Source organism: Micromonospora sp. WMMC241 (genome assembly GCF_027460165.1).
GTDB lineage: Bacteria > Actinomycetota > Actinomycetes > Mycobacteriales > Micromonosporaceae > Micromonospora > Micromonospora humi.
The window spans coordinates 5,361,534-5,375,327 of sequence record NZ_JAPZBF010000001.1; the positions used below are offsets into that span (position 1 = coordinate 5,361,534).

Annotated in this window: 5 protein-coding genes; all 5 read right to left on the minus strand. The window is 65.1% G+C overall.

Features of this window, described 5'->3' with window-relative positions; all coding sequences use genetic code 11:
• Positions 1–18: 18 nt before the first annotated feature.
• From O7598_RS24260 to O7598_RS24280, 5 genes are read right to left on the minus strand one after another with little or no spacing between them, the layout of a single operon-like run.
• On the minus strand, positions 19–2,094 hold the full coding sequence (locus tag O7598_RS24260) for a DEAD/DEAH box helicase (protein WP_269693583.1): 2,076 nt from the start codon (positions 2,092–2,094) through the stop codon (positions 19–21).
• Complete coding sequence (locus O7598_RS24265) at positions 2,091–3,989, minus strand: DUF1998 domain-containing protein (protein WP_332367389.1); 1,899 nt, start codon at positions 3,987–3,989, stop codon at positions 2,091–2,093. The genes O7598_RS24260 and O7598_RS24265 overlap by 4 nt, the downstream gene beginning before the upstream one ends.
• A complete protein-coding gene (locus tag O7598_RS24270; RefSeq protein ID WP_269693585.1) occupies positions 3,917–7,051 on the minus strand; it encodes a helicase-related protein in 3,135 nt (1,044 codons plus the stop codon). The genes O7598_RS24265 and O7598_RS24270 overlap by 73 nt, the downstream gene beginning before the upstream one ends.
• Positions 7,051–8,634 carry a nuclease-related domain-containing DEAD/DEAH box helicase gene (locus tag O7598_RS24275; RefSeq protein WP_269693586.1) on the minus strand — a complete coding sequence of 528 codons (1,584 nt, stop codon included), beginning with the start codon at positions 8,632–8,634 and terminating at the stop codon, positions 7,051–7,053. Before O7598_RS24275 ends, O7598_RS24270 begins: the two co-directional genes overlap by 1 nt.
• Positions 8,631–13,286: a DEAD/DEAH box helicase gene (locus O7598_RS24280; RefSeq protein ID WP_269693587.1), complete on the minus strand. Its 4,656-nt coding sequence runs from the start codon at positions 13,284–13,286 to the stop codon at positions 8,631–8,633. The genes O7598_RS24275 and O7598_RS24280 overlap by 4 nt, the downstream gene beginning before the upstream one ends.
• Positions 13,287–13,794: the final 508 nt, after the last annotated feature.

Below are 13,794 nucleotides of genomic sequence, written 5' to 3' on the forward strand. Positions count from 1 at the left end.
GGGGTTGGAAATTCCGAGCTAGCCTGGCCAGGCGAAGCCGCCGGGTACGCGGGCGAGGAAGCGGATTTGTCCACCGCTCACGTAGTAGGCGTCCCCGGCTTCGTTGAGGTGGAACTGGAGGCCGCTCTCCCCCGTTCGGCGCCACGCATGCAGCAGCCGAACGGCGTTGTCGACCAGTTCGGCCGGACCGTCGGACGGGTCGACCGCAGCCCACTCCCGGCCTTCGGCAACGCGCCGCTCGATGACGCCGCCAGCCTTCTGTCGGAGGTGGTAACTGCCGCCCTTCCGGTCGTTCGGACCGGAATACGGAGCTCCGGGTTCGGGCTCCTCGGCAAGAGCAGACGACTGGGTCTCCGAGTCCACGGATGCGGCGAGTTCGAACGGCTCTTCGAGCCGGCCAACTAGCCAGGCTCGCGTCTCCCCGCCCTCAAAATCAGGCACCACGATCAATCGGTGCCGACTCGAAATACGGAACCTTCCACCGCCGCTCTTGATCAGAGCGACCCGCCGAGCCGCATCCTGGACATTCGCGACCAACGTGCCGGTAACGGTCGTGACGGAGCCGCGGGAATCCAAGCTCCATTCCGAAACGGGCAGGTCGGGCGTCCACAACACCGGTTCCGGCGGCACCTTGCGGCCGAGGCCCTCCCAAAATTGGTCCTCGGTGGGTCGCGGCGTCCTCGGCGGCCCATGGCGTTCCTCCGGTGCTGCAGTTCCGCCCCGCCATAGCCGGTACCGGTTGACGGCCTCCCCGGTCAGGTCGGACCAGTCCTCCTTGGCATAGATAGCCTCGTCGACCGTGTCGTGGACGTAGATGATGTGCATCTCGGCGTGTTTGCTGCCGCCGTCGAAACGCCTTCGCAAGACTCGACCGAGCGCCTGCACCCGCTGTCTGACGCTCGATGACGAAGCGACGGATACGCCGACGTCGGCGTCCGGCACGTCAATGCCTTCAATGAGCGACTTGACGCTGACAAGGACGGGTGTCGAGCCTTGTGCGAAGCGTGCGAGCGCATCCCGTCGTTGCGCCTCGGGCAGTCCGGAGTGCTCCAGACCGATCGGGAATCCAAGGCCAGCGTCAGTCAGCTGGCGGTGCAAGTCGACCGCCTCGTCGATGCGCTCGTGAAACAACAAGGCGCGCGGTGTGTCCGCTCGGTCGACCAAGCTGCACATAATCTCTGCCACAACACGTGCACGCTCGCCCGCTCGGTAGAGCAGGTCTTTCCGTTGCGCCACCGTCCCTACATAACTACGGGCCAGCGCCCCCGTTTCACCAGGCCGCCCTGACGCCTGCCGCGCCAATGAACTCGGCACACCCAAGTCGTCGAGTCGCTCCGACAGGTCGTCGATACGCCGTGTTAGCTGTTCGTAGCGGCGGCGCTCCTCCGACATCAGCTCGACCCCGTGGTGGTGCACGGTGTACTCGGGAAGCCATCCGACTTTCCGGGCGGCACGGAGATCGAAGCGGTAGACCAGGCGGCCGAGCTCTTCACCGAGTATGTGGTCGTCGTACTGGATCGGCAGGCCTTGCTCATCGACGTCGTCGCGCTCTGCGGTGGCGCTGAGGCCGAGCCGGAACGACGCTTTGGTTTTCAGCACGCGCGAGAAACGAGGCGCTCCCGCTCGGTGGCACTCGTCGACGATGAGCATGAGCGGGGATGCGGCAGTTGCTGCCAGCTCGGGTAGCCGCTCGGCGGCCGTATTGAGGACGCTGATCAGAATTCTCTTGGATTGCAGGTCGTCCTTGTGCTCGCCGTCGAGCCGGCCGACGTCCCGTGGGTTCAGCGCCGTGTGTCGTAGCACGACGTCGTGCCACTGCCGGGCGAGTGCGAGCGTCGGCACGACGATGGCGACGTGGAGTTGCGGTTCGAGGAGCGCCGCGCGGCGGATGCACTCCACCGCGATCAGGGATTTGCCGCCACCTGTGAAAATTTCCAGCGTTCCGCGGTACGCGGGTCCATCGCCGCCGCTGGCCCACGTCTCGACAGCGTCGAGCTGCCAGGGTGCCAGCTCGACTTGTCGGGGGTCCTTTAGTCGTTTCGCCAGTGCGCCCGTCCGATGGCCTTCGCAGGCTGACTCCTCCGCGGCCCTCATATCTGCGCCACGGAGGCAGCTCGAAGGGCTTCGATTACATCGCCGAAGAATCCTGGTGTCTGGTCGTCACCGACCACCAGAACCCGGTCGAGCAACACATTCGATCGTTCGCACGACGTCTCTGCGGCGAGGCAGCAGCCGTGGCAGCCAGCGAGGTTTAAGCTGTTCAGCCCCTGCCCTCGGCTTTCTCGGCATACTGGGTCGGCGGAGCACCAAGCTGCTTCCTCCAGTGCGGCGAGCAGCGTTTGCGCAAGACGGGGATGTTCGCCCTGCCGGACGAGCCCGCCAAGGGTGCCCTCGGCATCGCCCGCCGCTGTGTAGATCAAAAACCCGGCTTCCGGGTCCGGCCCGACGCCGGCGTAGATGCGCTCGCGCAGAGAGGCCGCCGAGTAGCCGCAGGAGAAGGCCAGCCGACGGATCAGCAAATGTGCAAGCGTGTGAAGGAGAACCGACCTCGGCGAGACTTCCGGGAATCGCGATCCAATGTGGCTGTCGCGGCGGCGTCGCTCAAGGAGTTCCGCGCGGTCGACAACGGCGTCGATCTGCTCCCAGGAGGCGAGCCGCTGCTGGTCGAGCGACAGGAAAATGCCCTCTCCGAACGACTCGATCGCTGGCAGCCAGCGCTCGCGTCCGCGGGGTCCAAGGTCGACCGGAACGACGTCCGCCGCAAGGTCGTACCGCCGGAACCCGTGGAGGACGCGGACCTCCCTCAGGCGGTGTACCAACACGACGTCCTGGACCTTCTCGGCGAGCAAGTCGTATACCTCACTGCCCGCGCCCGCCACCAGCTCGGTGGAAGACACGATGAAGTTCGGAGTCCCGATGGCCTCACCGTTGACGTCGGTGGCCTGCATGAACGCCCGCCACTCACCGTTGAGCAAGCCTGCCCGGGTTTCGCGCAAGCCCTCCGCCGAGTCCGTACCACCGCCACCTCGCGCCACGTGCAACACGAGGTCCTTGGGCACCCCCAGATCCTCGGAGATCAATTCGACGAGAACACTAGCCCGCGGTCCGTCGGGAGCGGTACGAACATCGTCGAAGTTGCGATGCTGCCGGATGTCGGCCTCGAGGTCGCGGGCCGGAGCGGTCGGTTCCGGGATGTCCAACGCAGTAGTCGCCTCTGGAAGCGTGACGTTCGTGGCGCCACGCTGGAGGACCTCGACCCGTTCGTCGCACGAAAAGTTGCCCCGCTGCCACGGCTGCGTTCCGGAGCACCGCACGCCGATTCTCTTCAGGGAGTCCCGGCTCGGCAACTCACCGAGGTGCCGGAACGCGTTGCAGGTCATGCAGTGCACGACCAGACTGGACAGCCCCTCGGACCCGGCGCTCCTCGTTTCAAAGCGCAGCTCCTGCTTGCGGCACCGCTTCTGGTCCTCGGTTTCATACTGCGAGTGAGCCCATCGGTCCCAAGGAACGTCCATCGCATGGCCGCGTTTGGCGCACACCGCGATGAATCGCATGGGGACCATGTGCGCACCGCAGTGCGCGCACCTCGGCGCCCCGCCGGTTTCCTCAGCACCGAGCATGTATCGCATGCGTCGGCAATTCTGGCAGAAAAGCCAACGCGGGAAGCGCTGGTAGGGAATGCCTGGAGTGTGCTTGGACGGGTAAGAAGGGACGCTCGGCGGCGAGCGCAGCTCCTTTACGCCAAGAGCTTGCTCTAGCCGTCGTGACTCCACCTTTGCGCTCTTGTTGTACGCCCACCCGCTGATGTCAACGCCCATCAGGGATTCTCCGAGGACGTCGAAGACAGCACCCACGCCGAACGGGGACACGACCTGGCTGAGCCTGACCATCCTCATACTGGACCTACCCCGCTTCGTCACAGCGACTCCCCCACGGCTACCACCCGGACCTGCCGATCGACCGATCGCATCGAGTGCATCAGTGCCCATCCGTCCCGCTGCTCCCCGAAGTCCTTGAGCAGGGCCGGGCCGGTCTTGGAGTCATACTTCAGCCGCTCGCCCATTTCCTCTGCACGCCGGCTACGGTGTTCCCAATCGTTGACCAGCTGCCGCACGTCAGCTTCGACCTCTTGCGCTTCTTCAGGGTCGGCCTTGCGGGCAATGGCGCACAGCTTCTCGACAGCTGCCCTCACCAGCGGATCACCGGTCCGGAAGTCGCCGGCGTCATCGTTTGCGCGCAAGCCTGCGCCATGCCTGACGAGGAGGACGAGCGCCGCCGGAAGAGACCTGCGGCGTGATGCCAAGGACCAGGGGGTGACGCTCGTCGGCTCCACGTAGCGGTAGAGCGCCTGGTGGTACGCGCGGAACGCCTCGTAGTGCGAGCGGTCGCGGGGCTTGCTTGCTCTCAGCAACGTCACGACGAGTCCGGGCACGTTCGCCCGCCCTACGCGGCTGGTCGCCTGGATATACTCGGACGTGGTCTTGGGTTGCCCATTCATCAGCATCAGCCCTAGCCGGCTGATGTCGATACCCACCGAGAGCATGTTGGTCGTTGCAACGAGGTCGATCGCCTCGGGGTGCTGGACCGGCCGCTCCAGTCGCGCCAGCAGCTTGGGAAGCTGGTTGGCCGGCACGTTGCTCGTGAGCTCGACGACCCCGTCGCGACGCAGGCTACGTGACGGGCGGTCTCTGTTGTCCCGGGCACGGAGCATGCTCTCGACGTCGTCCCGAGCGATGGTCACGGTACGGCCGAGCTCGCGCAGGCTGTTGTGATAGGCCACGACGGTCCAGTATGAGTCCAGCGCGTCGTCTTCCAGGCCGAGGTAGCGCGGTCCTTGCAGCAAAGCGACGCAGGTAAGGACAGTCGCGAAGGCTTGTGTGTGCGCCTGCGGCATGAGACCGAGGTAAAGCCTCCCCGGGACGTCATGATCAATCTCAGCGAAGAAGCTGTTGTCGGCGGTGAGGCCGCTGGGCGGAAAAAGAGCAACCTTCGAGCCGAAGAGCCCACGAACCTGGTGATCAGCCGCCCGAATCGTTGCGGTGGATGCGACGACCTTAGGGCGTGAACCCTGCCATCCAATCAAGCTCTGAACGGCGGCTTCGTAGAGGGCCACCGTCGTGCCCAGCGGGCCGGACAGCAGATGCAACTCGTCTTGAATCACCAAGCTGGGCGCGTCGTAGGGCACGTTACCGAGACCGAACAGCGATCCCGCGTCCGTGACCCAGGGGAGACGTGCCAGCTTGTCCACCGTCGCGACGAGCAGCGTCGGAGGGTCCTGAAACATCTGCTCGTCGACGACGCTTACGGGCAAAAGATCATGGAAGGGGCATTCACCGTGAGGGCAGAACAGCTCGAAGGTGTGCTTGGTCGTCCGAACGCCGTACGCTCCCGAGTCCTGTTGCTTGGCGCTCGGCAGGATCGGGGTGCCGCACCACGGACAGGACTGTATTTGGAACGGGCTTTCCGGTTCCTGAGCCTTTCTCAGCTCGGTCGTGAGCTGGTGGGCGTCCTCAAAGCTGTTGGGCGTGGTCTCACCGCCCACCCACAGGCCGATGCTGAACGGCGGTGTGTTTCGAAGCTCCGGCCTCGTCTCCCGCAGTTGCTCCAAGGCACAGATCAGCGTCGCGGCGCGTTGGAACTGCTGGGCGGTCAGCAGCCGCAGGGTGTACCGGGTCAGGACGGCCGTGCCCCCGCCGTGGATCCCCCGATACAGACGGCGTCGGATCATCTCGAATGCAGCGAGGCCGAGGTAGGCCTCCGTCTTGCCGCCACCCGTCGGAAACCAGATTAAGTCGACGGTTTCCCGGTCGTCATGCGTAGCCAGGGCGGTCGAAGCAAGAGCCAGCAGCTGGAATCCTAGTTGGAACGGGTGCCAGGCGGGTTCCGTGGCGGGCAGCTGCCGCACCGGCAGCGGAGCACCACGATTGCCCGGCGATTTCCTCACGTGGCCGCTCTGCAGCATCTGCTCGCGCATGGCGGCGTTCGCGAGCCTGAAGGCGAGCAACGGCCGTTGGTCCTGGTCGTCGCCCAGCAGCTGGATGCCCTCCCTCATCCGGTGAGCGGCGCGCCGCATACGTTCCAGCAAGCGCTCGGCGGCTGGCTGGTATGGCTCCTCGAGCCCTTTCGCCTCTGTCTCCTGTTTCCCGATCCACTCCTCGTAGGCGAGGACAAATTCGCTCAGTTCGGTGCACAGGCGTCTGACCGGCAGGGTCTCGTCGCCCAGACGGGCCAGAGAGAGAATCGGGAGGTTTAGACCTTTTGCCCTGACGGCGGGAACGGTGGTCGCTGGAAGCATGTCCGTTGAAACGGCGGTGGCGGTGCCGTCGGGCCCGGGGTCCCAGCTCACCGAGCAGCCGTGGCCGACGCCGTACGCGCGGCGCGCGCGATAGAGCAGGCGGAGCTCCTCGTCTTCCTCGTCGGTGCTGAGCTCCTGGCTGCTCGGATAGGGCAGAATGCTGCCTCCCACGGCCTCGCACCGCACGTTGACCTGGAAGAGGCACTGCTCGGTAGGCGGCGGGGAGTCGGCCTCGTCATGTTCCGCCCGGTTCTCCAGTGCGACGGTTACGAGCCACCGTTCGCCGACGGGCCTCCACACCGACACGAGTCGGGCCCGATCTTCCAGAACGTTCTGTTTCTTGACTGGCGGACCTGCACCGGCCGAGATCTCGACCGGTTCCTGAACCAACCTTCGTCGTCGCCAGCGATCCCTGCCACCTTCGCCACCGTCGGTGACGTCCGGCTCGTAGACCGCTGCTTTGACGGTGCATCGCAGAGTGACAGCGTCGTGGAGGAACGAGATGGCCGCGGAGGCGGGGTGCCAGGCGTTGGCGAGCTCGACGGGCTCGTCCAGCTCCTCGTCGTGTGAATCGTCGCCCAAGACACTGCCGTCAGGTCGCTCTGCGGACCGGCCACGGGGGTAAAGGGTGCCTACGAGATAGATCCGGTCGGGCCGCCCTTGAACGACTTCCTCTTCGCTCGCCGGTCCGAGGTATTGCTCTCGGAGGTACTGCACCAGGTCGTCCCGGACTGCGACGGGGTCGTAGGCATGCATCAGTTTGCTCCTCCAGCGCTCGGGCCCTCCGCAATTTGTCGCCAAGCTTGGTCCGACAGCGCGAGCCAGAGGCTGATTCGTGGTCGGGTCATCGCGACGTACAGCCGTGCCCTGGACACGGGGTCGTTAACGTCGTCCACGTCGACGACGCAAACATGTAGGGCTTCCAGCCCTTTGATCTCGGCGGCGGTGACCAGACGCGCGGCGTTTGCGGTCGTTTCGAAGCCCTCCGCCGCCGCGACGAGTCGCCCGGTCTGGTAGGCCTTGCTAGCCGTCGCCGAACTGTCGGAGACCCTGTCACACATCGTCACAACGACGACCTCAGCCAGGTCGACCTCGTCCTTTCGCAAGCGCTTGAGCTGGGCGTCGAGCACAGCTGCAACGGCACTTTTGTCCGAACACCGCTTGTATTCCACAGGCGGGCCCTCGCCCGCCCGGGCGACCCCCAGGTCGGCGGCCGTAACCATCTGCGTCTGGTGAACGACGGTCGCGGTGTTCCGGCAGTTGAACGGCAGCTCGACGACCGACGAAAGTGCTGCCAGCTCGTCGAAGCAGACGCGGTCGAACGTCCCGTCCACGTTCGCCTGGTTGTTCGGGTCGCAGAAGACGCGCCATCGTCCGCCGGACCAGCCGCCATCGACCAGTTCATCCAGCTCCAGCAGCGACTCGACGTTCAGAATGTCCTGCGCCTCGTCGACGACGAGCATATCGACGGTGCCACCGCCGAGTGCGCCGTCGAAGGAAACGCAGACGACGTCCGTGTCGCGAAGCTGTTCCCCGAGCATCCGCGCGAGTGGTTCGGAGCGGCAGGTAAGCATCACACGATAGCCCTGACGGGCCGCGCGCCGGGCCGTCTCGACCGCCAGCAGAGTCTTGCCCGACCCCGCCCCGCCGATACACAGGACCCGCGGATTGCGCTCGGCGCCCAACAACAGGTCGTACTGCCGATCGGCCAGCCGGACGTACTCACTTTCGAGGTTGACCATGCTGCTTCGCAGGGTCGGGAGACGGTCGAAGTCGGGGCGTAGCACCCTCAGCAGTTCTCGGTACGCTCCCCCGCGGACTGGTCTGCGGGCCCGCAACTTCCAGAAACGGCGTGATTCCTCGAGGGCCTTCTCGATGCCCGAGACGGTCATCGACCGGAAACCCACGTGCTGCTGAGGCTCCCACTCGAGATCGTCCCCAAGTTCCTGATCCGGTGTGACGACGAGATAACCAAACGCGACGTCCAAGGCGGGGATCCGCTCCTGCAACCGCGCTTCCAGCGCGAACATCGCCGAACGTGCTTGCTCGAACGGCCCTTCGCGTTTCTCCGTTACATCGCCGTACCGATCCGTCACGGTCCACGTCCCGCCGTGTCGCCCCAGCCGGCCACCCTTGACCTCGATCACCAGGACTGTGTCGTCCCACACGGCCAGGAAGTCCACCTCCGACATCCGCTTGTACTCATGGGCAGGCAGATGCACCGAGTACAGGCACGTCGCCGGCTCCGGCAACTCGGCCTGTGCGAGCAGCTTCGCAAGGCGAAGCTCCGCGGTGCTTCCGACGCTACCGAGACGGTCGAGGTCAGGAATCAGCCTCACCGAAGCCGACCCCCTTGCCGCTCCCAGAGGTAGTCGAACTTCTGGTAGGCCAGGCGTTCGCCGAACTGGCCGAAGGTGTCTGCGACGTTGACGACCAAGCACTCCTCTTTGCCGCCGTTCGCTGGTCCTCGCAAGCCACGTCCGACCATCTGTATGTAGGCGTTCGGGCTGAAGGTGGGCCGGGCGATGTACAGGGCCCGGACACTCGGCGCGTCGAATCCCTGAGTGAGCACATTGCAGTTAGTCAAAACTCTAATGTCGCCCGCGCGGAACGCCTCGATGCTACGGCGCCGCTCCTGTGTACGGGTCGCCCCACTGACGGCTGCCGAGCCTATGCCGCGCACACGAAGCAGCGCGGCGAGGACCTGTGCCGACAACACCGACGCGGTGAACACCAGGATGGGCCACTCGTCGGGCAATGACGCGATGTCCTCCAGTAACCGCTGTGTGCGAGCCTGATCCTTGCCCAAACGATCCAGCGCGCCCTGCGGGAGCTGCCGGGTTCTGAGAGCATAATCCCGCTCTTGCGCATCGAGCTCTAGGTTCGCGCCGTCGAGAATGCGGTGCTCTACCCGCGAGAGGACGCCCTGAGCCTGTAGTGCCGCATACGGGTCTTCCCCGAGTGCGTCCAGCAGACGCCTGTTGAACCGCGCGGCCAGCCGTATGTTCGCTTCTTCGCCGCCTGTACCTTTGAACGGAGTCGCCGTCAGGCCGAGGAGCGGACGCGTTGTTCTACGGTGGTCCAGCCCCAGCCATTTCAGCGTCGCGGTGTAGTCCTTCCCCGTTGCCACATGGGCTTCGTCGATCACAACCATAGACGGCTGACTTAGCCAGTCGTAGTCGTCCTTGTCCCGGCAGATCGCGAGCTTAGCGTCGGTCGCGACCACCACCATGACCTCGTCGTCGCTGGGGGCCACCTCGTTCCGGTCCCATAGACGGGAAAGTCGAAGTGGCCTGCGGTCGCCGAACTGCCTCCAGACCACGCTCCAGGTTTGGACTGCCTGCTCGCAGAGTTCCTCGCTCTGCGCGATCCACAGCAGCGGTCCATTCAGGCCGTCTTCGACGAAGGCATGCACCAAGGCCTGAACCGTGACGCGTGTCTTCCCGGCCCCCGTCGGCAGGAACAGCAGCGCCCGATCGGGATCCTTGATCAGCTGCCGAATATCCCCAGCCAACTTCTCCTGGTAGGGGTGCAAGGCGTTCAAGTCGGGTGGGCCCGGCACAGTAAGGTCAGCTTCAAGTCGCTGCCCTCGCTCGCCAGCGTACTCAGCGGGAAAGCCGAGTTGTCTGACGAAGCTGATAGCTGGAGCAGAACCTGCCCACTGCGTTGGGACCGGGAACCTTGCTTCCTGCAGTTCATGGCGGAGTTCGCGCAGGACGTCATACCCATGCACGTGCAGCAGGAGCTCCGCCAGTTGGTAATCGCCTCCGCTGTCCCCGAGGTGCCGGACGGCTCGAAGCAGGCCAGCGGGCAGCTTCGACTCCAGGACGCGCGGGTGGACAAGCGTCAGGAGCTTCTTGGCGGGATCGCGCTCGACCCGGCACGTCGCCATGCGTGACCTGATCTGCTCGTCCTGCGCGTCGCTGAGGATCCGCCCTATGCTCATTGTCGTGAGGTGTAGATCGAACTCTCCCGCGAGCCTCTCCAGAAGCTCTTCGTCTTCGAGGCTCGCCAGGTAAAAGACTGTGTTCCCGTCTTGTGCGACGTCGATGGGTTCCCGATCGATACCACCGGCGGCCGTTATCTCCCTCGCCAGGCCTTGGCACTCGACGAGTTCAAACCCGTCCAGAACCCCGCTGGCGAGGGCGCGCAGGGCCCGGAACCGGTCCAGGAGAACCACCGGCTCCCCGGGCATCTCCGCGACAATCTCTACGCGAAGTTGCGCGGAAGCCTCCCGGCAACCCCATCTGTCGATCAGCAGATCAGCATCCTCGTCCTTCGCTACGGCGACGTAGGGCAAGCGACGTCCCGACAACGCGCGGAGTTCCTCCTCTGTGCGGGCGAGGAGGACCTCGTCCGGCGCCGCCAGCACCCCTGACGCTTCGGACAGCGCAGGTACCTGCAAGGGCGTCTCCCCGACGAGGCACCGCGCCGCCTCGGTCAGCAACTGACCGAGGGCCCATGGGTCAGCCCCGACAGGCGCGCGCGTGAGGAACTCGCGCCAGACAACGGCGGGTACGTCGACGAGCGTCTTTGGCAGCGAAAGCTTGGCCGTCGACTCCCAGTGCGCGACCGGAAGTACAGGCGAATACCCGGCCAGCCCTCTACCGACGGCTTCCTCCGCTCGGCGGGGTCCCCAATCAGTGGCGAAAAGACCGTACGTCCTTGCGGCCCAAAGGTGGGGCGCTTGTACCTCCCGTACGTTAGGGAAGAGGCGGTGGTTACGGTGCCTCAAGCGTGCGCGTTCCGGCGCGTCCACAATGAGCAGCTCACGCGTCCACGCCTCCTGAGACACCGGATCATCCGTGTCGGCGAAGCGTCGAAGCATGTGCAGGGGACCGACCGCCTCGTCATCGAAGTGCAGCAGGCCCGGGTCAGGGCGTCCCAGAGGCGGCAAGTCGCACACATGCTGCTCTCGCACGGTCCGCACGTACTCCATGTACGTCGGGTCATGCAGCGCCGCACGGGTAACGGTTGGCCGAGCATCCACGCCAACGGCGCGAAGAATAGCCAGATGCAAATCATGAAATTCGGTGTCTAGGGCGAGCGAGGCCCCGCGGGGTTCCACGACCGTAGGGACGACGACGTTCCCCACCACATGCCAGGACCGATCCAGGCATCGAACACAGAGGCGGCCGCCGAGGGCAACGTGTTCCTCTAGCAGGCGCTGCGCGTCGGCGACGGACACCTCATCGACGAGCTTCCAGAATCCGGTCCATTCGTAGTCGCCCCAGTCCCTCCCTGATTTCTTGAGGAGTTTCCGCAGCTCCAGCGTCGGGTCGACATCGCGGAATCCGAGGTTGCGTAAGGCATCTTCTACGCCCCGGCCGTCTAAGAACGATCCGCGGGCCAGGCTGAGACCAGCGGTGGAACTCAGCACGTGGCCTCGCAGGAAGACCTGGTCCGTCTCGTCGAGTCGCCGCAGATGACCGGAGGTATCCGGTAACACTCTCGCAGCCTGCATGTCTCGGCGGGTCAAATCATCCCTGACGGTCGCCAAGATCTGTAGGGCGGATTTGCACTGCTCGTCCGTGCCGTCGGGCACGATCAACTCGAGCCATTCGCCTGCCCCGACCTCCGAGTCTGAGACCTTCATGTCTTCCACTCGAACGAGCGAGCGCAGTCGGGCCCGTCGTGTGGCTGTCTGGTAGCAGGACCAATGCGGCACTTGCGCCGGCCTGCCCGGAACCTCCTGCCATGCGCGATGGGTAGGGAGCTCCAGACGCAGATCGAAATGCGGCAAGCGCAGACTACTCGGGAGTTGTAGCTGCCCGTCCGCGTCCGGCACGCAGCGCGTCCGCACAGCTATGCGCGGTACCCGCTCGGTCAGGTAACGGTCTGCGTCGTTATGCGCCTCCCGTCCACGTGCAGGGAGGTAGTCGAAGTGTCTGGCCGGGTCCTCGGCTGTCGTCAGAGTGGGTACTCCGGCGACGATCATCTCTGCAGCGACGTCGAAAAGCTCGTTGTTGAAGACTCCGGTGAGAAGGTTGGTGCGGTCGTCATTGACTCGCCACGGCGCGTTGATGATTCCGCGGGCCGATGTCTCATCCGCTAGTGGAAAGTAGGCCCAGAACCGCCCGAGTTGCTGCGCGTCCGCCAGCGGAACCGCATACGAGACGCGGACCTCCTCGCGCCGCACCGCCTCGCCGACTTCACCCAACGCCTCGTCCGATGGACGGTGAGTACGGTGCCACACCCGCCAGTCGGCTTGCTGGCCGGTTTCGCCTTCAAGACGCAGGTCACCGGACGGCAGTTCCACACATTTGTGCACGACTTCGAACCTCGAGTCGACACCTCCGTCGATCACAAGGTGCAGGGCGGACACGTTAGGCACGAAGAGCAGGAACTCGCGGGGAAAGTCCCGCATCTCTTGCTCGAGGCGAGTGCGGTCGCTCGACAGCGGAAGACGGACCACTGTCTGGGCCCAGGAAGCGAGATCCCGCAGAGTCTCGTCCATCTGCATCTCGTGCTCGATGTCAACGAGCGACGGAAGACGTAGAACAGGGAACCGCGGGGCGTCCGGCGCGATGGCGAGGAGCTCAGCTCGTGACCTCGCTGCATCGAAGTCGAAGCAGATCGACCGGCTGAAGACGGCCGGTTTCCGGCTGACGCCGAGGACCGACTTGAAGCCCAGTCCGAAACGGCCGATCTCTTCGCCCCGCTTCGCGCTTAAGAAGGCATGGCAGATCGCCTCGAGCCCCGCCTGCGTGAAGGTTTCGCCTTCGTTCGCGCAGTAGAGCGAGTCGCGTGAGAGATGGAGCTCCACCCGCCCCCGGGTGCCGCTGCGGTGCAGGGCATCTGCGGCGTTCTGGACCAGTTCCAACAGCTGACGCTGCGCGTACCCACCGGTTCGATAGCTGTCCTCCTGATTGGCATGCTCAGGGATCAAGAGAGGGTCGGCGCTGTAGGCCTTCACGACCCGACAACGATGGTCATCGATCCATTGCGCGAGGCCGGGGTCGAACTGTCCCCAATCACGGCTCTCACTCATTGTTCGTCCCACCTAAAGGCTTGGGTGACCTCGATGAGTGAGCACGACACGGTAGGTGGTTGTGCGACAGACCGTGTGCGGCGATGGGTGAACCGTTGCCGGAGACACAGGTGGGGTTCATCTTTTCCGCCTACATCAAGCTCGTTTGGTAGAGGGGAGCAAGCATGGACTCGTCGGCATCTCAGCCATCAGGAAGCGACGCCGACCGGTCGGTCACGTCGGGGCCGAGGACCTTCGCCCGGATGCTGGCGGTCGACTGCCTCGTTCGTCTGCGCGATGAAGACCAGAGGGCGGCCAATGGCGGCTAGCCCCACCGCCGGGCAGATCGAGGGCCAATGTGCTGGCCGCAGGCGTCGAGTCCACCCTGACGGCCCGACGTCTACCCGGACGCGGGTCGGCAAGGACCGCCGCGTCCACACGCTCTGCCTTCACCCCATGCGGCAGCGCCAGTTCGGTAAGCACCGCCACCCCACTTTCCATTGATGGTTTCGGACCCTATCGCCCCGGG